The organism is Halomicrobium sp. HArcht1-1 (assembly GCF_058933285.1).
Genome location: NZ_JBZYDL010000001.1, coordinates 1,499,079 through 1,519,957, shown reverse-complemented (window position 1 = coordinate 1,519,957; position 20,879 = coordinate 1,499,079). Strand labels below are relative to the sequence as shown.

The following is a 20,879-nucleotide window of genomic DNA, read 5'->3' as shown; positions in this document are numbered from 1 at the left end:
AACGGACGAACATCGAATTCTCGGCGATACGAGTACTTCGATACACTAATACCTCGTCCGACACCACATCCGATAATGGCAAGTGCCGACCGGTTTCGCGACAGCACGCAGATCCTCCTGCCAGCCGCTGCCCTGGACGGCATCCGCGAAGACCTCGAACGCGAGTTTACGCTGACGGTACGCGAGGAGGGCACACAGGTCCGCATCATCGGTTCGCCAGTGGAGATCAAGGCGGCCTCGGACTACCTGGCGATGAACGGCATCAATCTCGCCTGATACGGATTATTGTAGCCGTTTTCCCGGTCGACCGCACCACGGTGTGCGGTCAATCCGGTAAAGATCTACAATAATCCGTATGATACCGTCGACCGTCACTGTTTGATATTCGCGACGCCGGGTCGCGACACACCGTCTCGACTGTCGTGATCGGCGCGATTCTCCGACACCGACCAGAGCGGTGTGGTTCACTCCCACGCGGCGTCGTCGAAAAGCAATCCTTAAAACTGCTGGGCAGGTCCAACCTAACATGGCTGGAACTATCGAAGTGCTCGTTCCGGGCGGCGAGGCCAACCCTGGCCCGCCCCTCGGTCCGGAGCTGGGGCCGACCCCCGTCGACGTGCAGGCAGTCGTCCAGGAGATCAACGACCAGACCGCGGCCTTCGACGGCACCGAAGTGCCCGTCACCGTCGACTACGACGACGACGGCTCCTTCGAGATCGAGGTCGGCGTCCCGCCGACGGCCGAGCTCATCAAGGACGAAGCTGGCTTCGACACCGGATCTGGCGAACCCCACGAGGAGTTCGTCGCCGATCTCTCGGTCGACCAGATCAAACAGATCGCCGAGCAAAAGCAGACCGACCTGCTCGCGTACGACACGAAAAACGCCGCGAAGGAAGTCGTCGGCACCTGCGTCACGCTGGGTGTCACCATCGAGGGCGAGAACCCCCGCGACTTCAAGGAGAAGGTCGATGCCGGCGAGTACGACGACGTCCTGCTGGACGCCGCCGAGGCCTGACTGGGCCACCGACGCCGGTTTTCGGCGCTTTTGCCGATCCTCATACCGTCGGCTGTGACTTCGTGAAGAGCTTCGCCACCCCGGGTGGCGAAATCGTTCACAGATGTACAGCCGGCAGTATCAGCGACAGCTGGGTGACACGGAGACCGACGACAGTGCCGTCGCTACCGTGGTTCGACGGCTTTAAGTGTCGCATCGGCTTCGTACCGGGTGAGACAGGCGACTGTACTGTCTACGACAGTACGCCCTGTTTCACTGACCCGTAGAAGCCCGTTGGGCGTACTACGGAGGTGAACAATGGCAGACCAGGATATAGAGAACGCAGTCTCTCGCGCACTCGAAGAGGCCGACCCTCGGAACTTTACCGAGACAGTCGACCTCGCCGTCAACCTGCGCGACCTTGATTTGAACGATCCGTCGAACCGTATCGACGAGAGCATCGTCCTCCCTGCCGGTACCGGCCAGGAGACGAGCATCGTCGTGTTCGCCGAGGGGGAGACCGCTCTGCGAGCCGAAGACGTTGCCGACCAGGTCATGTCCAGCGACGAGCTGGCCGAGCTGGGCGACGACGACGATGCAGCGAAAGATCTCGCCGACGATACCGACTTCTTCCTCGCAGAGGAAGCGCTGATGCAAGACATCGGTCGCTACCTCGGGACCGTCCTCGGTCCACGCGGGAAGATGCCGGACCCGATCAGTCCCGACGACGACGTCGTCGAGATGGTCGACCGAATGCGCAAGTCCGTGCAGATCCGCAGTGGTGACCGCCGAACCTTCCACACCCGCGTGGGTGCAGAGGACATGTCCGCCGAGGAGATCGGCGACAACATCGACGTCATCCTGCGCCGCCTGCACGCCGACCTGGAGAAGGGGCCGATGAACATCGACTCGGTCTACGTCAAGACCACGATGGGCCCCGCGGTGGAGGTGGCCTAACATGAGCGCCGAAGCAGAACGAAAGACCGAGACGATCCCCGAGTGGAAGCGCGAAGAAGTCGACTCGATCGTCGAGATGATCGAGTCCTACGACAGCATCGGGGTCGTCGCGATCACCGGCATCCCCTCGCGCCAGCTCCAAGACATGCGCCGTGGTCTGCACGGGACCGCAGAACTGCGCGTCTCGCGCAACACGCTGCTGGAGCGTGCACTCGACGAGGTCGACGCCGGCCTCGAACAGCTCGGCGACTACGTCTCCGGTCAGGTCGGTCTGATCGGAACGAACGACAACCCCTTCGGGCTGTACAAGGAACTGGAAGCCTCGAAGACGCCCGCGCCGATCAGTGCGGGCGAGGTCGCGCCCAACGACATCGTCATCCCCGAGGGTGACACGGGCGTGGATCCGGGGCCGTTCGTCGGCGAACTCCAGAACGTCGGTGCCAACGCGCGCATCGACGGCGGTTCGATCAAGGTCGTCGAGGACTCGACCGTGCTGGAAGCGGGCGAGGAAGTCTCGACGGATCTCGAGAACGTCCTCGGCGAACTCGGGATCGAGCCCAAGGAAGTCGGGCTCGACCTGCGTGCCGTCTTCGCCGACGGCGTGCTGTTCGAACCCGAGGAGCTCGAACTCGACGTCGAGCAGTACGAGGCAGACATCAAGGCCGCCGCGTCGGCCGGGTGGAACCTCTCGGTCAACGCCGAGTACCCGACCACGCAGAACGCGTCGACGCTGCTGCAGAACGCACGCGGCGACGCCAAGAGCCTCGCGGTGTTCGCGTCGATCGAGGACCCCGAGGTCGTGCCGGAGCTGGTCAGCAAGGCCGACGCACAGGTCCGTGCGATCGCTGCCCAGATCGACGACGAAGAAGCGCTGCCGGAGGAACTCCAGGGCGTCGACGCCCAGCCGGCAGCCACAGAAGCATCGACCGACGAAGACGAAGCTGACACTGAAACCGAGGACACCAGCGACGACGCCGAGGCCGAAGCGGCCGAGGACGACGACGATGACGACGACGAGGACGCTGGTGACGCACTCGGAGCAATGTTCTAATTACAACAATGGAATACGTTTACGCTGCACTCATCCTGAACGAATCGGGCGCAGAGATCAACGAAGACAACCTCACTGACGTGCTCGACGCCGCTGGCGTCGACGTCGAAGAGTCCCGCGTGAAGGCGCTCGTCGCCGCACTCGAGGACGTCGACATCGACGAGGCCGTCGACGAGGCCGCCGCCGCACCCGTCGCAGCCGGCGGCGCTGCCGCGCCGGCCGCCGAGGGCGGTGCCGAGGAAGACGCTGGTGCCGAGGAAGAGGCCGCAGAAGAAGAGGCCACAGAGGAAGAAGCCGGCGACGACGACGACGAAGACGAGGGCGACGGCGGCGAAGGCCTCGGCGAGCTGTTCGGCTAATTCGGCCACAGCACCAACACTTCGATTCTTTCGACACAGATCCGAGAGCGACAGCGCTACGTCCGTGATTGGTCGGGTAGCGACGCCACAGGTTTATCTGCGAGGGCGGGACCAGCCCGTCGCAGTGACCGGACCGGTACAGTTCGTCGTCGACCCAGAGCTGACAGTGGCGACACTGGCGGCGATCGCCGGTGGGATCGCGCTGGGAACGGTCAGCGGGCTCGTGCCGGGCATCCACGCCAACACGTTCGCGCTTGGGCTGGCGACCGTCGCGCCTGCGGTCCCGGGACCGCCACGGCTCGTCGGTGCGGCGATGCTGGCCGCCGGGACGACCCACACCTTCCTCGACGTGGTGCCGGCGATGGCGCTTGGCGTGCCCGATCCGGCGATGGCCGCGAGCGCGCTCCCGAGCCACCGCCTCGTGATCGCCGGTCGGGGACGGGAAGCGCTCCGGCTGTCGGCGCTTGGCAGCGGGCTCGCGGTGGCGCTGGCCGTCCCGCTGGCGGTCCCGATCACGCTGGCGATGACGCGCCTGTACCCGACAGTCCGCACACATCTCGGCCCGTTGCTCGCCCTCGTCGGGGTGGCCCTGGTGGTCACCGAGCGCGGACGCTGGCCGCGGATCGGTGCCGGCGTCGCGCTGGTCGGCAGCGGTGTCCTCGGTGTCGTCGTACTGCCGATCGAACCGGACGGTCCGGTCGCGGTCGGGAGCATGTTGATGCCGCTGTTCGCGGGGCTGTTCGGCGCGCCGGTGCTGATCGAGAGCATCGGCGGCGACGGCGTGCCCCCACAGGACGACGCGACCGTGGCACTCTCCCGGCGGTCGATCGGCGTCGTCGCACTGACTGGGACCGTCGCCGGAGCGATCGTCGGCTACGTCCCCGGCGTGACTGCGGCCATCGCCGCGACTGGTGCCCTCGCCGCGCTGTCGGGGTCGGGACCCAGAGAGTTCGTGGTCGCGACCAGCGGCGTCAACACGGCGACCGCGGTCTTCGCGCTGTTCGCACTCGTCGCCCTCGAAACGCCACGGACGGGTGTGCTCGTCGCCTTCGAGCAGACCGACGCGCCTCTGGCCCTCGGCCTCCTGCTCGTCAGCGTGACCGTCGCCGCGACCGCCGGGTTCGTGCTGGTCCCGCTGGTGGGCGATCGCTACCTCGCCGTCGTGGGGACGCTGGATACGACGCGACTCGCCGTCGCCGTGTTGGTCTCGCTCGTCGGCCTCGGATGGTTGTTCGCCGGTCCGATCGGCGTAGCGTCGCTGGCTGCCGGCACCGTGATCGGGCTCGTCCCGGCCCGCTGTGGCGCACGGCGGGCGAATCTGATGGGCGTCCTGCTCGTCCCCCTGGCGTTATAAGTAGCCCTGTCGGCGAAAGTACGCCAGCATCACGACGCCGATCAGCGCCATCACGACGAGGACCGCCGGGTAGCCGTAGGCCCACCCCAGTTCGGGCATGTTGTAGGGGCTCGCGGCCGGATCGAAGTTCATCCCGTAGACGCCAGCGACGAACGTCAGCGGGATGAAGATCGTCGCGACGACGGTCAGCGTCTTCATCACCTCGTTGGTCGACTGCGAGAGCGCGTTGAGGTAGATGTCTCGTGCGCCCGAGACGAGGTCCCGGTACGTCTCGGTGAGGTCCGCGAGTTGGACGAGGTGGTCGTACACGTCCCGAAAGTACTTCTCGGTCTGTGGCTGGACCTGTGCGGGATCGCCGCGCGCGAGGACGCCGACGGCCTCTCGGGCCGGCCAGACCTGTTTCCGGAAGGAGAGCAGGTCGCGCCGAACCGCGTTGATCCGTTCGAGCGTCTCTCGGTCGGGCGAGTCGATCACCTCGTCTTCGATCGCCTCGATGAGATCCTCGACGCGGTCCAGCACCTCGAAGTAGTCGTCGACGACGACTTCGATGACGCGGTATGCGGTGAAGTCGGCTCCGTGCTGGAGCAGTCGCTCGTCCTCGCGTTCGACCGCGTGTCGGACCCGATCGACGGGCGACGCAGCGCCCGACGAGACAGAGACGACCCAGTCGTGGCCGACGAACAGTCCGATCGGCGTCGTCGAGAGCTCTTCGGCGAACGTCGTCGCACCGCCGGCCAGCGTGATCGTCTTCAGCAAGACGAAGGTGTACTCCGGGAACGTCTCCGTCTTGGCGCGAACGCCGTTCCGAAGGTCCTCGACGGTGAGCGGGTGGATGGCGAACGTCTCGGCGATGGCGTCCAGCTCCGCGTCGGTGACCTCGGGTGCGTGGACCCAGGTCGTGCCCTCGGCGTCGCGTGCCGCCGCGAGTTCGTCGTACCGGCTGATCCCGTCATCGCCGAAGACGAACGCGTCGATCACGGCACGGACCCTCCCCGAGAGTCGGACGAGCGAGGGTTCTTGTCGACGAAGATTCCCTCGGACCGGGCAGAGGTGGCGTGCGAGCGGGTCCCCGCTGACGATCTCATACGACGGTCCACAGCAGCGATCGACAAAAGCGTTCTCGCTGGTCACCGAGGCGCTGGCGGTGGTGAGCGGACGGACACGCTCGCAGGTGGCTAGCTATCCGAGTCGGTAGGTCGGGCCGTCGTCGGTGTCCTGTACTTCGACACCGAGGGACTCGATCTCGTCTCGGAGTTCGTCCGCCCGCTCGTAGTTGCCGGCGGCTCGCTCGGCCTCGCGCACGTCCAGCAGGAGTTCGACGAGATCCTCGGCGATCGACACGTCGCCGCCCTCGGAGCCACCGAACGAGAGCCCGAGGACGCCACCGCCCAGTTCCTCGATCGTTTCGACGGCCGCACGCAGCGCCCGGTAGTCGAACGACGACCGCTCGTCGACGTGGACGTTGACGGCACCGACAAGTTCCGTCAGCGCCGCGAGCGCCTCGCGGGTGTTGAAGTCGTCGTTCATCGCCGTCTCGAAGTGCTCGCGGGCGGTGGTGACGGCCGTCCGGAGCGTGTCGTCTTCGACCGTCGCGTACGCGTCTGCGTCGTCACACGCCTGTACGGCCCGTTCGTAGCCTCGTTCGAGCGTCTCCCAGCGCTCGATTGCCTCGTCGATCGTCGCCTCGCTGTAGACGGCGCTGTTGTGGTAGGCCGTCGACAGCAGGAACGTCCGGACCACGTCCGTCCCGTACTCGTCGACGGCCGCCTCGACCGTGAAGAAGTTGCCCAGCGACGAGGACATCTTCTCGCCTTTCGTCTCTAAGAGGCGGACGTGAAGCCAGTGGCGCGCGAACTGCTGGCCGGTCGCGGCCTCGCTCTGTGCGATCTCGTTTTCGTGGTGCGGGAAGACGAGGTCCTGACCGCCGACGTGGATGTCGATGGTCTCTCCGAGGTGGGTCGTACTCATCGCCGAGCACTCGATGTGCCAGCCGGGTCGGCCCTCGCTCCACGGGGCGTCCCAGGTCTGGGCGGTCTCGCAGGCCGCTTCGGGGGGCGACGCTCCCTCGTGCTGGTGCTCTTCGATCGCCGCCGGATCGACGCCGCCGGCCTTCCACAGCGCGAAGTCCGCGGGGTTTCGCTTCTCGGTTTGCTCGTCCGGGTCGCCCTGGGCCTCAATCTCGTCGAGTTGCTGGTTCGAGAGCTTCCCGTACTCCTCGAAGGTCGTCACGTCGAAGTACACCGAGCCGTTTGCCTCGTAGGCGTAACCCTTCTCGATCAGCGTCTCGACCATCGCGACGATCTCGGGGACGTGTTCGGAGACGCGCGGGTACACCTCCGCGCGCCGGAGGTTGAGCGCGCGCATGTCGTCGATCACCGACTGGACGTAGTGGCGGGCCACGTCGGCCTCGCTCTCGCCGTCCTCGCCCACGCGAGCGACGATCTTCTCGTTGACGTCGGTGAAGTTCTCGACGTGACGCACGTCGTAGCCCAGGTGCGCCAGCCAGCGATGCATCACGTCGACGTGGACCCACCCGCGGGCGTGTCCCAGATGAGCGGGATCGGAGGTCGTCAGGCCACAGTAGTAGAGCAAGACGGAGTCGGGATCCTGTGGCTCGAACGCCTCTCGCTCGCCGGTGAGCGTGTTGGTCACGCGAAGCGTCATCGTCGAGTACCAGACGAGGCGGCGATTTCAAAGCGTCGGATGTGCGGCCACGCTCACGCGTCCAGCGTCCCCTCGACGGCCCGCACCGCGTCGGGGCCGTCACGGCGGCCGACTATCACCAGCGCCGTCTCCTCGGCGAATCCCGCGGCGTCGACGCCGATCCCCTCGGCTCTGAGTGCGCCGAGCACCCGCTCGAACGTGTCGACGCCGGAGAGGCCAGCAACGACGAGTCCAGTCAGTGAGCCACTGTCGGGGGCGTACGCGGCGTCGGCGACCGTGATCAGAGCGTCCTCGTCGTCGGTCCGACCGAGGCCGCTTCGCATCTCGACGCGCGCGTCGGATTCGAGGCCGGCGTCGCCGTCCAGTTCCTCGGCGTAGCGACGCAGTGCCGTCGCGACGGCGTCGGTCTCGCCCTCGACGGGCAGCCAGCGGGCGGCGGCGGTGTAGTTGACCACGCCGGCCCGGAGCGCGTCGTAGAGGAACGGTCTCGCACGGACGGCCTCGCGCGTTCGCGCTGCGAGTGATGCCATGGCGGACCGTTCCGTCGGCCCCGGAAAAGCGCCACTGGTTCCGGCAACGAAGCCCCTAAGAACGTCTCTCCCCAAGAACTGGTCATGCAAGCGCTCGTCATCGCGGCCCACGGATCGCATCTCAGCGCCGGGTCATCGACGCCGACGTTCGACCACGCGGACACGATCCGCGCGGTGAGCGCCTTCGACGAGGTCCGCGAGAGCTTCTGGAAGGAAGAGCCACACTTCAGGGAAGTGTTGCGGACCGTCGACGCCGACGAGGTCTATCTCGTGCCGCTCTTCATCAGTGAGGGGTACTTCACCGAGCAGGTGATCCCCCGCGAGTTCCGCCTCGACGAGTGGGACCCTGCGCTGTGGGACTCGGACGGCACCAGCGCCGACACGGCGACGCTGACGGCCGAAGACACCGGGCAGACGATCCACTACTGTGGTCCCGCCGGGACCCACGACGCGATGAGCGACGTGATCGTCCAGCGAGCCCAGTCGGTCACCGGCGACCCGGATGTCGGCGACGGCTTCGGGCTCGCGGTCGTCGGTCACGGCACGGAGCGCAACGAGAACTCCGCGAAGGCCATCGAGTACCACGCCGACCGCATCGGGGAGCGCGACCGCTTCGACGAGGTGCAGGCGCTGTTCATGGACGAGGACCCCGAGATCGACGACGTGACGGAGTACTTCGAGAGCGACGACATCGTCGTCGTCCCGCTGTTCGTCGCCGACGGCTACCACACCGAGGAGGACATCCCCGAGGACATGGGGTTGACCGACGACTACCGGACCGGCTACGACGTGCCCACGACGGTCGACGGCCACGACATCTGGTACTCCGGTGCCGTCGGGACCGAGCCCCTGATGGCCGACGTGTTGCTCGAACGGGCGGCCGACGCGGGCGCGGACGTGGGCGACGCGATCCAGCGGGTGAAATCCGAGACCGGCGGGGCAGAGGCCAGCGGCGACTGATCCCCGAGTACTGAGGGCGAGATGCCCCACTGAACCGCCCCACTTTTCTCGACAGAATCCTTCCGGTCGACCATGCAGGGTGCCCACTTGGACGCACTGGTGACGACGGCAGCCGACGGCATCGCGTTCGACGGACTCGTCGTGGAACCGGACGACGGCGGTTACGTCGTCGCGGTCGACGGCGACAGTCACACGGTCGAGACCGACGACGACCTCCGCCGCGTCGCGACAGAGTACCCTGCGTACGTCTCGAACTGGTACTTCTGGCACACGAGCGCCCCACAGAAAGAAGACCGCTGGGCGTTCCTCCGGTGGATCGAGGGGGCCGAAGAACGCACGGTGCCCGAACGCTACGACGCGCTCGCAGACGGAGTGACCGAGAGCTGGGGACAGCTACAGATCACGGCCCGCGTCGACGACGGCATCCGGCGCTACGACATCCGTCACGTCGACGACACGGCCACGGACGCGACGCTCGAACGCCACGACGACCCGCTCGACGCTCGAACGCTCGTCAAGCACGACGACGACGGCAAGTACCGTCCGCTGAAGACGGCTCCGACACTGCAGACCGGCTGGCAGTTCGTCGACCTCGGTCCTGCCGATCTCGTCCAGACCGTCGAGTTCGTCTACCCCGCGACGGTGGCCAACTGGCACCGCGAGCGGACCGGCGACCTCGACGTCAACCACTGGCGCGAGACGATGGAGCGCCAGAGCGGGATCTACGGCGTGGTCCAGACCTGGGACCGCGGCGAAGGGTACGAACACGTCAACTGGGTCGCCGAGGCCTGCTGTGACGACTCGCAGTGTCTGAAGCGTCGGGAGTGGGAGTACGACGACGAGACCGAACTCGACGTCGACGGCGGTGACGGCGAGTTCCCGTGTCGCGAACCGTGCTCGCTGGTGATTTCGGCCGCGCGCCGCTGGACGAAGCTGGAAGGCGAACAGTCCCAGACCTACGAGTTCGAGCTCACCCCGAGCGAGAAAGAACAGGTCGAGCGGATCGTCGAGGCGGTGGCCGACGGCGAGACCGAAGCGATCAGAGAGGCCGACGTGTACGACGGAGCCAATCGCTACCGGACACGATTCCTGCGGGCGAAGCTGTTCGACGACGAGGGGAACCTCTGTGGCGTCGAAACCGACGCGGAGTGATCGTCACTCGCCGACTGCGAGCGCGGTCGCGACGGCGACGGCCGCGAGGACGACGAACGCCCCGAGCCAGGCGGCCGTCCCACCGACCCAGGCTGCGACCGCCAGCGCCAGCGCGACGGCGACGAGCCCGAGAGCCAGCAGCGGCCACGGAACCGCGTTCACGCCGGTCGTGTCGTCGCGCCCGTCCGACCGGGGCTGGGGCTTGGACAGCGACTCGTCGACCTGGACCGGCTCCTCGGTCTCGATTGGCTCGTCGATGTCGACGTCGACGTAGCGAGTCTCGGCCCCGTAGCTGGTAGCGATCTTGAGCTTGCCGAACGTCGAGCCGTGGCTGTGGACGGTGACCCGAACCCGCCGCTCGGACTCGCGCTCGACGTGGTGGTTCGGCGCTTCGATCGAGGCCAGTTCCGAGAGGGCGTCGTCTAAGTGCAGGTGAACGTGGGTCGGCTCGCCGTGGTTGATCAACAGGATCTCGAAGGAGTCGTCGGTCTCGAAGCGGTCGGCGACTTCGAGCGAGTGCAACGACGCCCTGTTGACGTGCACGGGTAACGTATCAGGCACGCCAGAGAGTGGGCGACGCCGGCAGAAAAAGGTTCATGTAGTGACAGCCATCAGGCCGGCGCGTCCTCGCGCATGTCCGGCGGGAGGAGATTCGGGATCCCGTCTTCGATCGGGTAGCTCTCGCCACACTCCGTACAGACCAGCGATCCGGCGAGCACTTCCTCGTCGTCGCGCTCGTCGACTTCGAGGTCGAGCTCGTGCTTGTCGAGCGGACAGCAGATGATGTCCATCAGATCCTCCTTCATACACCCGTCTCCGGTCGGCGCTGTGAAAAACGTGCCGGGTGTCGACGGTCTAGAACGGTCGTTCGCAGACGATCGTCTCCTCGCGGCCGGGACCGACGCCGACCGCGTAGATCGGAACGTCGAGTTCGTCGCTGACGTACTCCAGGTAGGTCCGGGCCGTCTCCGGGAGCGCGTCGTAGCCCTCGTCGGCAACTGCGGTCCAGTCTTGCTCGTCCCACCCCTCGAAGGTCCGGTAGTTGACCGCACACTCGCCCCACCGTTCGGTCGTCGGAGGCATCGAGAGCAGTTCGTCGCCGTCGAGCGTGTAGGAGTGGCCGACCTGGATCTCGTCCAGTCCCGCGAGCGTGTCGACGTGGTTGACGACGATCCCGGTGAACCCGGAGGCCCGCGCGGCGTGGCGGAGCATGGGCATGTCGAGCCAGCCGACGCGGCGCGCGCGGCCGGTGACGGTGCCGTACTCGCCGCCCTCCTCGCGGATGTAGTGTGCCAGTTCCGCCTCGCTCTGGGGCTGGGTGATGTCGTCGTCCGAGAGATCCGGCGACTCGCTGTCCTCGTAGCCGGGGGTGTGGCCCTCGACGCCGGCCAGCTCCGTCGGGAGCGGGCCGGTGCCGACGCGTGAGAGGTAGGCTTTCACGATCCCGATGACTTCGCCCTGGCCGACCGTGGTCGGACCCAGCCCGGTCCCGGTACAGGCCCCGCCGGCCGTCGGGTTCGAGGAGGTGACGTAGGGGTAGATCCCGTGGTCGATGTCGATCGAGGTGCCCTGTGCGCCTTCGAGCATGACGTTCTGGCCGTCGTCGATGGCGTCGTCGAGGAACGAACCGACGTTGACGACCATCCCTTCCGCTTCGAGTCGGCGGCCGTACTCGCGGTACTGCTCGAACAGCGGCTCGACCTCGAAGGCCTCGTCGGTCTCGATGCCGAACACGTCCGCAGCGAGGGCACGCTTCTGGGGAACGACGTACTCCAGACGGGCCCGGAGGGTCTCGGGATCGAGCAGGTCGCCGACGCGAACGCCGCGCCGGCCCGCCTTGTCCTCGTAGGTCGGCCCGATACCGCGGCCGGTCGTCGCCGCCTCGAGATCGCCTTCCTCGCTCTTTGCGTCTTCTTCGATTCCGTCGAGAACGCGGTGGTAGGGGAAAATAACGTGGGCACGAGCGGCGACGCGAACGTCGGGTTCGATCCCACGGTCGCGCAGCGCGTCGAGTTCGTCGAACAGCGTCTCGGGGTTGACGACGCACCCGTTCCCGAGAACGCCGATCTTCCCGCGGATGGCCCCGCTCGGAACGAGAGAGAGCTTGTACTCCTCGCCGCCGTCGACGACGGTGTGGCCGGCGTTGTCGCCGCCCTGATAGCGGACGACGACGTCCGCCGCGTCGCCGTAGACGTCGACGATCCCGCCCTTCCCTTCGTCGCCGAGCTGCGAGCCGACGATGGTTACGGTCATCAATCTCGACTTTCAGCCACCGGGGTATACAGATTACGGTACCGCGCGCGACGAGACTGTGCGCACGCACCACGACAGCTTTATGCACACATTCGCTGTACGCTAAGATAGCTCGCTGCCAGCGGGGGTAGATCGGCGAAATATACCGGCAAACGGCCCCCCACGACAGCAACTTTTAAATCCTGCAAACACAAGTTAACAATTGCCATGATAGACAGGCTTGAGAAGGAAGTAGATATGCTGGAGCGTCATCTGCAGGTTCTGCGGATGGTCATCGAGAACGAACCGATCGGTATCGTGAAGATGTCCAACGAGACGGGCTACCCGCACCACAAGGTTCGGTACTCGCTGCGCGTCCTCGAAGAGGAGAACCTCATCGAGCCGTCGAGCCAGGGTGCCATCACGACCGAACAGACCGCCGAGTTCGTCGACGACCTCGACGAGAAAGTCGACGAGATCATCGACAAGCTCGAAGGCATGAAGATCGAAGACGCCGCCGAGATCGAAGGCTGACGCTCCAGTCGGGTGGGGATCGGACCGCCACGTTCAGTTCTCCGGATCGAATCGCCGTTCGATCCGTCAGTTACAGTTCCGGGACCGCGAGGTGGAACTCCTGGTTGCGCGCCTCGACCAGACAGAGGTGATAGCCGTCCTTGCGCGAGAGATTGACGAAGCTCTTTCGCTTGTCGCGGCTCAACAGTCCGCTGGAAGTCGCCTCTTCGGCCGTTTCGAGCGCAGGCGGTTCGAAGAAGCTCTCGGTGACGAGGAAGGCACCGGCCAGTGACTCGTTCGAGGATCCGACCCGTTCGGCCCGCGTGATCAGGTCGGTCATCATGTCGTCGGTCGCCGGATCGCGGGAGTCGTTGATGTTGGCGACGATCAGCGGATTCCCCATCCGATCGCGCACGACAACGTCGAACTGCTCCTGGGACCGGTGTTGCTCGCCGTCTTCCGTGTACTCGACGGCGATCTGTCCGTTGAGTTCCGCCCTGTCGATCTGTGGCAGCGCGTCGAACAGCTCCGACATCGCTTCGGGGTTGCCGGTGTCGCGGATCTCGTAGAGGAGGTTCCTGACGAGCCAGTCGACGAAGCGGTACTGGATGCTCTCGGGCAGGAACGTCTCGAACTCCGTGTCGCCGACCGCCGCCGTCCCCGCGTCGAACTGCGTGTGAAACTCCAGTCGGAGGTTGTCGTCGACCGCAGATCGGTCGGCGTTCCCGGAGTGGACGGCCGCGAGCGTCGCGTCGCCCTTCGAGTTGTAGCGAACGAAGAGGTTCGTCTGGTCGATGGCCTCTCGCTGGCTCAGCCGCGTCTCCGCGGCCGGCACGTCGTCGTCTTCGACCGACAGCTCTTCGACCCGCTGTTCGAGCCGTTCGATCTCCGTGCGAGCCTCTTCGAGTTCGGACTGGAGACGGTCCCGCTCGCTCGCGAGCGTGTCGAGTTCGGACTGGAGCTGGTCGCGCTCGGCCTCGGTCTCTTCGAGAGCCGCTTCGAGTTCCGCGACGCGCTCCGCGTGGGACTCCGTCGTGTCTGTCGGCTCGGGTTCTGGTTCGCTCGTCGGCTGGGCGGGCTGGCGATCGGGAGCGTCTGTCGACTGCTGGTCGGCCCGTCCCCTCGACTGGCGTTCGGGCTCGTCTCTGGGCTGGGACTGGCGGCGCTCGGTCGCCTCGGCGGAGCGCTCGGGTTCGCGCTTTCGGTCCGGCTCCGACTCAGCCGTCGCTGACTGCTGGTCGGCCGGTGCGCCGGGATGCCGTGACTGGCGGCGCTCGGGCTCCGGATCGCTCTCGACACCGCCGTTCGCTCCGGCCGACGGGGCCGGATTCGATGGCTCGTCGGCGGCCGTCGCTGCGCTCGCGGTGCCAGAGTGAGACGGATCGAGCGACGGGATCGAGCGGGTTTCGAGGTCGCCGGCACCCGCGGCCGACGGATCGTTGGGCGCGGGAGCGACACTAGCACCGCTCGCGGACTGGTCCACCGGTTCGGGCTGCCTGCCCGCCTCAGGTTCCGCCGAGACGCCGTCGGTCGGCTGGGGATCGACGGGTTCGCTGGACGTGCGTGTCGCGTTCTCGCTCGCGGGCCGGTCGGTCGCGGGCTGGCTCCGGGGCTCCTGTTCGCGTCGCGTCGACTCCTCGGATCTGTCGCCGGCCGGCGTCTGGTCGCTCTGGCGTCGGTCGCGGGGACGCTGTTGGCTGTCGGGCGACTGCTCGGGTGTCCGTTCTGGCGACGACTGCTCGGGCGTTCGGTCCGGCGTCGACTCTTCGGGTGCTCGGGACTCGGAGGACGGCGCGGCCGAGTCCGAAGTCGCGTCCGTCCGTTCGTCGGTCGGCGAGGACGGCTCTGACGTGCGTGGCTCGGTCTGCTCGCGAGCGTCGGCGTCCGCTTCGCGCCGCCGTGTCGTCTCCGTCCCCGTCTTCGCGACGGGATCCGATCGGGCGTCCCCGCCGTGTCCCGCCGGCTCCCCACCGTCGTCGCCTGTGGTGGTGTCCGCTGGTGCGGCGTCGCCCGGCGCTGCCGGCTCGTCGGCGGTGTCCGGGTCGGGAGACGCAGTCGACTCCGAGGTAGATTCGTCCGCTGGCGGCTCGTCGGCCGGCACTTCGCCGGAGACACCGGCGGTCCCCTCGCTCGACGCCGGCTCGGGTGTCGTCGGTTCGGGCACGTCGACGATCTCGATGTCGACCGGCCGGACCTCGTAGATCCCGACTTCGCCGTTGGCCTGCTCGAAGGCCTCGTCTTCGGTCACGAGCTGGTCGCTGTTGCCCACCCAGGCGACGCTCATCGAGCGCCCCTGGTGGTAGATCTGGTAGTAGTCGCCCGAGAGGACGTTCTCGGAGAGTTCGACGAAGCCGGTGAAGCCGCCACTGGAGAGGGTCTGGTCGACCTCGGCGATGGGCGTGTCCTCCGTGTAGTACTTCGCTCTGACCTCGTCGGAGCGCTCTTGCATGACCGCCAGCAACGGCAGTCCGGGATGCGGTGCCTTCCGTGCGGTCCCACTGGCGTCCTCGAAGTCCTCGATCGCTCCGTCGAGGATTCCGACGACGTTGCCGTTGAGCATGAACAGCCGAGACGGACCGGCGACGACGACGCCGGAAAACTCCGAGTCGGCCAGCTCGTGGAGCCCCTCGTACCCACCCGAGAAGGGCACGGTGTCCCACGAGTCGATCTGCTCGACCGTGCGTGTACTCATTATAACCCACAAGCCGCATGCGGGACAAATACTTTGCGCCCGGTCTGGCACGACGACTCCGACGGGACTATGTTTCCTCGCCCGCAAGCGCGCGTATGAACGAGGAGCAGGGATTGAGCGATCAGTACGGTCGAGCGAGCCCGTGGCCGCTGTTCGTCGCTCTGGGACTGGTCGTCTCGGAGGTCGGTGTCTTTCTGGGCCTGTTTACCGTCGCAGTGTTCGGACTGGTGTTGTTCGGTGGCAGCGTCGCCGGCATCTTGACTGAGTCTGGGTACACGTCTCGCCCGTGGCCGACGCTGCTCGGCTTCGGTGGCGTTCTGGCCGTCGTCGGGCTCGGACTCGTCGTCTGGCAGGTCCCGCTGGCGACAGTCACACTGGAGAACTTCGGACGGGACGGCCTCCTCTCGCGCAGTGTCGCTATCGTGGCTGCCGGCGTGATCCTCGCGGCGGCCGGGAGCGTCGCCTCGGTCGCCGAGCAGACGACGGTCTGACCGACAGAAAATCAAAGAGCTATTAGTCGCCGTTCGCTAACGACCAGGTATGTCACTGCTCGGTTTCGAGAAAGAGACGCTCCTGGATCTGACCGTCAACGCGATCCCACTGGGGATCCTCCTCTTTTTCATCGCGGCCTTCGCCGTCGTCCCGGCGTTCGGCGTCGATCCGGTGTTCAGTACGATGCAGTTCGCGCTGGTCGGCTCGATGTTCGTCGGGCTGGCGATTCTCTCGTACTACACGGGCAAAGCGATCGAAGGGGCCGAACAGCAGACCGAAGAGTCCGCAGAATAGCGCCGTCTCCGTTCTCGTCCCGTCAGTAGCGTCACTCCGACAGTAGCGATCCAGACGATCGAGATACTTATCGCACTGTCGTCGTGTGATTGGATGTACAGTGACGTTCGATAGCTACCGTAGCGGTCCGTCTGTGACGACCGACGCCGCCCGGAACGGCGCATCGTCTTGGGCGGTGACAGCCGCCGATACGAGTGCCGACCCCGGCGGACTCGTCGGACGACTCCGAATGCGTTCGGTCGCCCTTTCAAGTTGAACCGACCCTTTCATTATGCCCCAAACCTGAGGCACACCCATGGCAGGAGAGCAGTTAGTACTGACCGGACTCATGGCCGTTCTCCTCGTCGTGATCGTCGGGGCCCTCGCGCGAGCCGAGGACTGGCGGTCGTACACACCCCTCGCGAGCGGCGGGGGGTACGGCGAGGCGACGGGACACGGACACGCAGAGAAACCGGGTGGGCTCGTGCGGTGGCTCACGACGGTCGACCACAAAGACATCGGGATCCTCTACGGCGTCTACGCCGTGATCGCCTTCGCCGTCGGTGGCATCATGGCGGTGCTGATCCGGGTGCAGCTGACGCTGCCCGGCGGCGTCATCGTCGGGAACAGCTACTACAACTCGATCCTGACGAGCCACGGGATCACGATGCTGTTCCTGTTCGGGACGCCGATCCTGGCGGCGTTCGCGAACTACTTCGTCCCGCTGTTGATCGGGGCCGACGACATGGCGTTTCCCCGGATCAACGCGATCGCGTTCTGGTTGCTCCCGCCGGCCGCACTCCTGATCTGGGCCGGGTTCTTCACCGCGCCGTTGACGGGCAACGAGATCGAGCCCGCACAGACGGCCTGGACGATGTACACGCCGCTGTCGGCCGAACAGGCCAACCCCGGCGTCGACCTGATGTTGCTGGGCCTGCACCTCTCTGGGGTCGCGGCGACGATGGGTGCGATCAACTTCATCGCGACCATCTTCACCGAGCGCGGTGACGGCGTGAACTGGGCCAACCTCGACATCTTCAGCTGGACGGTCCTCACCCAGTCGGGGCTGATCCTCTTTGCCTTCCCGCTGCTTGGCAGCGCGATGATCATGCTCCTGCTGGACCGGAATCTCGCGACGACGTTCTTCGCCACCGGCAACGGCGGGACGATGCTGTGGCAACACCTGTTCTGGTTCTTCGGCCACCCCGAGGTGTACATCCTCGTGCTCCCGCCGATGGGACTGGTCAGCTACATCCTTCCGAAGTTCTCGGGCCGGAAGCTGTTCGGCTTCAAGTTCGTCGTCTACTCGACGCTGGCGATCGGCGTGCTCTCTTTCGGTGTCTGGGCCCACCACATGTTCTCGACCGGGATGGACCCGCGGCTGCGTGCCTCGTTCATGGCGGTCTCGTTGGCCATCGCGATCCCCAGCGCCGTCAAGACGTTCAACTGGATCACGACGATGTGGAACGGCCAGCTTCGCCTGACGACGCCGATGCTGTTCTGTATCGGCTTCGTCTCGAACTTCATCATCGGCGGTGTCACCGGCGTCTTCCTGGCGTCGATCCCCGTCGACCTCGTGCTCCACGACACCTACTACGTGGTCGGTCACTTCCACTACATCGTGATGGGTGCGATCGGCTTCGCCGTCTTCGCCGGCATCTACTACTGGTTCCCGATCGTCTCCGGGCGGATGTACCAGCGCACCCTCGGGAAAGCACACTTCTGGCTCTCGATGATCGGCACGAACGTCACCTTCTTCGCGATGCTGGCGCTTGGCTACCTCGGCATGCCACGGCGCTACGCGACCTACAACTTCGACGGTGCCTTCGCGCCGCTCGCACAGGTGACGACGTTCCACCAGCTGGCGACCGTGGGCGCGTTCATCCTGCTGGTCGGACAGCTGCTGTTCGTCTGGAACGTCGTGACCTCCTGGCTCGAAGGTCGCCGCGTCCAGAGCCACGACCCGTGGAACCTCGAAGAGAACGACATGCTGGGCAACGAGTTCAGCTGGTTCAAAGAACAGCGTGAGACCGCTCTCGCCGACGGCGGCGAGGAAGACGAGGCCGTGATGGCCGACGGCGGACAGCCCAGCGAGCAGTCGGACGAACGGTAGTTCGAGCGGTCGTCTTTTCGATTCGCCGGTGGTCTACACGCCGCCCGAGATGAGGATGATCCCGGTGATGAACATCAGCGACGCGATCCCGGCGAGCACGAGAAAGAGGAGGTCTTTTTCGGCCATAGCGGCCCTTGGCACTGGAGCGAAAAAGGCTAATCGACTCGCTCCCGAGTGGCAAGCGTGAGTGGCACGCTGCGTGGCGATCGACTCGTCGTCAGACTCTACCTGATCATCGTGGCGCTGACAGGCGTGATGGGGTACGTACTCGCCTGGGCGACCGACGAGACGCTCGAACCGGAGCTGTTCGGCGTCGTCGCGCTGCCGCCGACGCCGGTCGGCGTCGCCGTCTTCGGGATGGTGACGATCGGGACCGGCCTGGGCGTGTTGCTGGCGCTGGTGGTGTACGTCGCGAACAACTTCGACGACGACGCCAGAAACGAGTAGGCGGTCGGGCGATCAGTCGCCCTGGACCTGATCGCGGATCTCCTCGGGGACACTCGGGTCACGCAGCGTCGTCGTGTTGCCGAGTTCCTCGCCGTTGGAGATGTTTTCGAGGATCCGGCGCATGATCTTCCCGGAGCGAGTCTTTGGCAAGTCGCCACAGAAGATGACGTTGGCCGGGCGGGCGAACTTCCCGATCTCGTCTTCGACGGCCGAGACGATCCGGTCACGGACCGCTTCGCTCGGTTCGACGCCGTCTCGGAGGACGACGTACACGTCCGGCACCTCTCCCTTCTCGGCGTCCTCGCGGGAGGCGACGGCAGCCTCGGCCACGTCCTCGACCTCGGCGACGGCCGACTCCAGCTCCATCGTTCCGAGACGGTGGCCCGCGACGTTCATCACGTCGTCGAGGCGGCCGAGGACCCGATAGTAGCCGTCCTGTCCGTGGACCGCGCCGTCGCCGGCTTTGTACACCCAGTCCTCGGGATCGTCGGAGTCGGTGTCAGAGAAGTCCTGCCAGTACTCCTCGATGAAGCGTTCGTCGTTGCCGTACACCGTCTGGAGCATACCGGGCCACGGTTTCTCGATGACGAGGTTGCCGGCACGCCCCGACGCGGGTTCGATGGGATCGCCGTTGTCGTCGTAGATGGCCGGCTGGATCCCGGGGACCGCCTTGCCGGCGGAGCCGGGCTTCATGTCGTCGAGCGCGGGCAGGTTCGTGATCAGGTGGCCGCCGGTCTCGGTCTGCCACCAGGTGTCGACGATGGCCGCGTCCTCGCCGCCGATGTACTTGTAGTACCACAGCCACGCTTCCGGCTGGATCGGTTCGCCGACCGTCGTCATGTGCCGGAAGTCGAAGTCGTAGTCCTGGACGTACTCTTCGCCCCACTTCATGAACATCCGGACGGCGGTCGGCGAGGTGTGGAAGATGTCCACGTCGTAGCGCTCGGCGATCTCCCAGATGCGGCCCTTGTGGGGATGGTCGGGCGTGTCCTCGTACATCACGCTGGTGGTCCCCAGCGAGAGGGGTCCGTAGACGATGTAGCTGTGGCCCGTGATCCAGCCGATGTCGGCGGCACACCAGTAGGTGTCCTCGGGTTTGATGTCGAGGACGTTCTTCGAGGTGGCCGTCACGTAGGAGAGATAGCCGCCGGTGCGGTGCTGACAGCCCTTCGGCTGGCCCGTCGTCCCGGAAGTGTACATCAGGAAGAGCGGATCTTCGGCGTCACGCGAGACCGGGTCGACGCGCGCTCGCTCGTTGTCGGCAAGCAGGTCGTCGACAAGCACGTACGGGTCGTCCTCGCCGATCTCGACGTCGGGGTGGAGTTCGTCTTCGCGCGTCCACAGCAGGACGGTGTCCACGTCGGACTCGGCGGCGTCCAGCGCCTCGTCGCACTTTTCCTTGTGGTTGAGGAACTCGCCGCGTCGGTAGTAGCCGTCACAGGTGACGACCACGTCGCTGTCGGCGGAGTCGATCCGGTCGGCCAGCGCCTGGGCCGAGAAGCCGGCGAACACCTCCGAGTGTGGTGCGCCGATGCGGGCACAGGCGAGCATCGTCACCGGCAGCGCGGGGAGCATCGGGAGATGACAGGTGACCACGTCGTCCTCGCGGACGCCCACGTCCTGCAGCGAGGCGGCCATCGCGTTGACCCGGTTGTACAGGTCCTGATAGGTGATCGTCTCGCTCTCGTCGGCGTCGGTCCCCTCCCAGATGATCGCCGCCTGGTTCTTGCGCTCGTCGAGATGGCGGTCGATACAGTTGTGTGACGCGTTGAGCTTCCCACCGGTGAACCACTCGTAGAACGGCGGATTGGAGTCGTCGAGCACCTCGTCCCAGTGTTCGTCCCAGTCGAGGAGTTCGGCGTACTCCTCGAACGCCTCCGGGTAGTTCTCGTCGAACCGTTCGTGGATCTCCGGATCGGTGACGTTGGCCTGGCCGACGAAGTCGGTCGGCGGACGGAAGTACTCTTGCTCCGTCAGGCGTGCCTCGAGTTCGGGTCCCTCATCTGGCATGATTAAATATACCTCATGCTGGTGCTCACAGTGGAACCGTATTAAGTTATTCCAAGCGACATGATCTGTATAGATACTGGCATCTC

The 20,879-nt window shown here is 65.9% G+C and carries 21 protein-coding genes; 13 read left to right on the top strand and 8 right to left on the bottom strand.

Features of this window, described 5'->3' with window-relative positions; all coding sequences use genetic code 11:
• Positions 1-75: 75 nt before the first annotated feature.
• The 6 genes from AC5FRZ_RS08030 (at position 76) to AC5FRZ_RS08005 (ending at position 4,715) form a co-directional block, all read left to right on the top strand.
• On the top strand, positions 76-276 hold the full coding sequence (locus tag AC5FRZ_RS08030) for a VNG_1110C family protein (RefSeq protein ID WP_153553411.1): 201 nt from the start codon (positions 76-78) through the stop codon (positions 274-276).
• A gap of 250 nt (positions 277-526) precedes the next feature.
• Positions 527-1,015, top strand: a complete 489-nt coding sequence (locus tag AC5FRZ_RS08025; RefSeq protein WP_153553412.1) for a 50S ribosomal protein L11 — start codon at positions 527-529, stop codon at positions 1,013-1,015.
• Between the two features lie 297 nt (positions 1,016-1,312).
• Positions 1,313-1,951: a 50S ribosomal protein L1 gene (locus AC5FRZ_RS08020; RefSeq protein WP_153553413.1), complete on the top strand. Its 639-nt coding sequence runs from the start codon at positions 1,313-1,315 to the stop codon at positions 1,949-1,951.
• 1 nt (position 1,952) lies between these two features.
• Positions 1,953-3,002 (top strand): 50S ribosomal protein L10, encoded by a 1,050-nt coding sequence (locus tag AC5FRZ_RS08015; RefSeq protein ID WP_493564323.1) that lies wholly within the window; start codon positions 1,953-1,955, stop codon positions 3,000-3,002.
• An 8-nt stretch (positions 3,003-3,010) separates the two neighbouring features.
• On the top strand, positions 3,011-3,361 hold the full coding sequence (rpl12p, locus tag AC5FRZ_RS08010; RefSeq protein ID WP_170094169.1) for a 50S ribosomal protein P1: 351 nt from the start codon (positions 3,011-3,013) through the stop codon (positions 3,359-3,361).
• 124 nt (positions 3,362-3,485) lie between these two features.
• Positions 3,486-4,715, top strand: coding sequence for a tripartite tricarboxylate transporter permease (locus AC5FRZ_RS08005; protein ID WP_208627919.1), 1,230 nt, complete (start codon positions 3,486-3,488; stop codon positions 4,713-4,715).
• On the opposite strand, the gene corA is transcribed toward AC5FRZ_RS08005, so the two are convergent.
• The 3 genes from corA to AC5FRZ_RS07990 form a co-directional block, all read right to left on the bottom strand.
• Entirely contained in the window at positions 4,710-5,693 is a 984-nt protein-coding gene (gene corA, locus AC5FRZ_RS08000; protein ID WP_493564322.1) for a magnesium/cobalt transporter CorA, read from the bottom strand. The two genes, AC5FRZ_RS08005 and corA, sit on opposite strands and share 6 nt — an antisense overlap.
• A gap of 201 nt (positions 5,694-5,894) precedes the next feature.
• Entirely contained in the window at positions 5,895-7,379 is a 1,485-nt protein-coding gene (gene cysS / locus AC5FRZ_RS07995) for a cysteine--tRNA ligase (RefSeq protein WP_493564321.1), read from the bottom strand.
• 53 nt (positions 7,380-7,432) lie between these two features.
• Positions 7,433-7,909, bottom strand: coding sequence for a DUF7523 family protein (locus AC5FRZ_RS07990; protein ID WP_493564320.1), 477 nt, complete (start codon positions 7,907-7,909; stop codon positions 7,433-7,435).
• 84 nt (positions 7,910-7,993) lie between these two features.
• Here AC5FRZ_RS07990 and AC5FRZ_RS07985 point away from each other — a divergent pair, with 84 nt between their 5' ends.
• Together AC5FRZ_RS07985 and AC5FRZ_RS07980 are read left to right on the top strand one after the other, a co-directional pair.
• Complete coding sequence (locus tag AC5FRZ_RS07985; RefSeq protein ID WP_153553420.1) at positions 7,994-8,869, top strand: CbiX/SirB N-terminal domain-containing protein; 876 nt, start codon at positions 7,994-7,996, stop codon at positions 8,867-8,869.
• A 72-nt stretch (positions 8,870-8,941) separates the two neighbouring features.
• Positions 8,942-10,021 carry a DR2241 family protein gene (locus AC5FRZ_RS07980; protein WP_170094164.1) on the top strand — a complete coding sequence of 360 codons (1,080 nt, stop codon included), beginning with the start codon at positions 8,942-8,944 and terminating at the stop codon, positions 10,019-10,021.
• Between the two features lie 3 nt (positions 10,022-10,024).
• Here AC5FRZ_RS07980 and AC5FRZ_RS07975 read toward each other — a convergent pair whose 3' ends face one another.
• The 3 genes from AC5FRZ_RS07975 to AC5FRZ_RS07965 are packed head-to-tail and all read right to left on the bottom strand — an operon-like array spanning position 10,025 to position 12,274.
• A complete protein-coding gene (locus AC5FRZ_RS07975) occupies positions 10,025-10,582 on the bottom strand; it encodes a DUF7524 family protein (protein WP_493564319.1) in 558 nt (185 codons plus the stop codon).
• 50 nt (positions 10,583-10,632) lie between these two features.
• Positions 10,633-10,827: a methytransferase partner Trm112 gene (locus AC5FRZ_RS07970; protein WP_049940806.1), complete on the bottom strand. Its 195-nt coding sequence runs from the start codon at positions 10,825-10,827 to the stop codon at positions 10,633-10,635.
• A 49-nt stretch (positions 10,828-10,876) separates the two neighbouring features.
• Positions 10,877-12,274 (bottom strand): adenylosuccinate synthase, encoded by a 1,398-nt coding sequence (locus AC5FRZ_RS07965; protein WP_493564318.1) that lies wholly within the window; start codon positions 12,272-12,274, stop codon positions 10,877-10,879.
• Positions 12,275-12,481: 207 nt separating this feature from the next.
• Between AC5FRZ_RS07965 and AC5FRZ_RS07960 the strand changes: the two genes are divergently transcribed.
• Positions 12,482-12,787 (top strand): hypothetical protein, encoded by a 306-nt coding sequence (locus AC5FRZ_RS07960; RefSeq protein WP_153553424.1) that lies wholly within the window; start codon positions 12,482-12,484, stop codon positions 12,785-12,787.
• Positions 12,788-12,857: 70 nt separating this feature from the next.
• Here the strand turns inward: AC5FRZ_RS07960 and AC5FRZ_RS07955 are convergent, their stop codons facing one another.
• A complete protein-coding gene (locus AC5FRZ_RS07955) occupies positions 12,858-15,458 on the bottom strand; it encodes a DUF7527 domain-containing protein (RefSeq protein ID WP_493564317.1) in 2,601 nt (866 codons plus the stop codon).
• A 95-nt stretch (positions 15,459-15,553) separates the two neighbouring features.
• Here AC5FRZ_RS07955 and AC5FRZ_RS07950 point away from each other — a divergent pair, with 95 nt between their 5' ends.
• The 4 genes from AC5FRZ_RS07950 to AC5FRZ_RS07935 all read left to right on the top strand — a co-directional run bounded on the left by AC5FRZ_RS07950 (position 15,554) and on the right by AC5FRZ_RS07935 (position 18,783).
• On the top strand, positions 15,554-15,949 hold the full coding sequence (locus AC5FRZ_RS07950) for a DUF7541 family protein (RefSeq protein WP_170094160.1): 396 nt from the start codon (positions 15,554-15,556) through the stop codon (positions 15,947-15,949).
• A gap of 49 nt (positions 15,950-15,998) precedes the next feature.
• Complete coding sequence (locus AC5FRZ_RS07945) at positions 15,999-16,244, top strand: DUF6684 family protein (RefSeq protein ID WP_170094159.1); 246 nt, start codon at positions 15,999-16,001, stop codon at positions 16,242-16,244.
• Between the two features lie 295 nt (positions 16,245-16,539).
• A complete protein-coding gene (locus AC5FRZ_RS07940; RefSeq protein WP_372479064.1) occupies positions 16,540-18,336 on the top strand; it encodes a cytochrome c oxidase subunit I in 1,797 nt (598 codons plus the stop codon).
• A gap of 183 nt (positions 18,337-18,519) precedes the next feature.
• Entirely contained in the window at positions 18,520-18,783 is a 264-nt protein-coding gene (locus tag AC5FRZ_RS07935) for a DUF7520 family protein (RefSeq protein WP_170094157.1), read from the top strand.
• A gap of 12 nt (positions 18,784-18,795) precedes the next feature.
• Here the strand turns inward: AC5FRZ_RS07935 and acs are convergent, their stop codons facing one another.
• Positions 18,796-20,793 (bottom strand): acetate--CoA ligase, encoded by a 1,998-nt coding sequence (gene acs, locus AC5FRZ_RS07930; protein ID WP_170094156.1) that lies wholly within the window; start codon positions 20,791-20,793, stop codon positions 18,796-18,798.
• Positions 20,794-20,879: the final 86 nt, after the last annotated feature.

Excerpts from the sequence above, each read along its gene's own strand:
- AC5FRZ_RS07950 (WP_170094160.1), top strand. The coding sequence starts at position 15,554 with ATGAACGAGGAGCAGGGATTGAGCGATCAGTACGGTCGAGCGAGCCCG.
- AC5FRZ_RS08025 (WP_153553412.1), top strand. The coding sequence starts at position 527 with ATGGCTGGAACTATCGAAGTGCTCGTTCCGGGCGGCGAGGCCAACCCT.
- AC5FRZ_RS07940 (WP_372479064.1), top strand. The coding sequence starts at position 16,540 with ATGGCAGGAGAGCAGTTAGTACTGACCGGACTCATGGCCGTTCTCCTC.
- AC5FRZ_RS07980 (WP_170094164.1), top strand. The coding sequence starts at position 8,942 with ATGCAGGGTGCCCACTTGGACGCACTGGTGACGACGGCAGCCGACGGC.
- cysS (WP_493564321.1), bottom strand. The coding sequence starts at position 7,379 with ATGACGCTTCGCGTGACCAACACGCTCACCGGCGAGCGAGAGGCGTTC.
- AC5FRZ_RS07955 (WP_493564317.1), bottom strand. The coding sequence starts at position 15,458 with ATGAGTACACGCACGGTCGAGCAGATCGACTCGTGGGACACCGTGCCC.
- acs (WP_170094156.1), bottom strand. The coding sequence starts at position 20,793 with ATGCCAGATGAGGGACCCGAACTCGAGGCACGCCTGACGGAGCAAGAG.
- AC5FRZ_RS07960 (WP_153553424.1), top strand. The coding sequence starts at position 12,482 with ATGATAGACAGGCTTGAGAAGGAAGTAGATATGCTGGAGCGTCATCTG.
- AC5FRZ_RS08015 (WP_493564323.1), top strand. The coding sequence starts at position 1,953 with ATGAGCGCCGAAGCAGAACGAAAGACCGAGACGATCCCCGAGTGGAAG.
- AC5FRZ_RS08020 (WP_153553413.1), top strand. The coding sequence starts at position 1,313 with ATGGCAGACCAGGATATAGAGAACGCAGTCTCTCGCGCACTCGAAGAG.
- AC5FRZ_RS07945 (WP_170094159.1), top strand. The coding sequence starts at position 15,999 with ATGTCACTGCTCGGTTTCGAGAAAGAGACGCTCCTGGATCTGACCGTC.
- AC5FRZ_RS07990 (WP_493564320.1), bottom strand. The coding sequence starts at position 7,909 with ATGGCATCACTCGCAGCGCGAACGCGCGAGGCCGTCCGTGCGAGACCG.
- AC5FRZ_RS07965 (WP_493564318.1), bottom strand. The coding sequence starts at position 12,274 with ATGACCGTAACCATCGTCGGCTCGCAGCTCGGCGACGAAGGGAAGGGC.
- AC5FRZ_RS07985 (WP_153553420.1), top strand. The coding sequence starts at position 7,994 with ATGCAAGCGCTCGTCATCGCGGCCCACGGATCGCATCTCAGCGCCGGG.
- AC5FRZ_RS07970 (WP_049940806.1), bottom strand. The coding sequence starts at position 10,827 with ATGAAGGAGGATCTGATGGACATCATCTGCTGTCCGCTCGACAAGCAC.
- rpl12p (WP_170094169.1), top strand. The coding sequence starts at position 3,011 with ATGGAATACGTTTACGCTGCACTCATCCTGAACGAATCGGGCGCAGAG.
- AC5FRZ_RS08030 (WP_153553411.1), top strand. The coding sequence starts at position 76 with ATGGCAAGTGCCGACCGGTTTCGCGACAGCACGCAGATCCTCCTGCCA.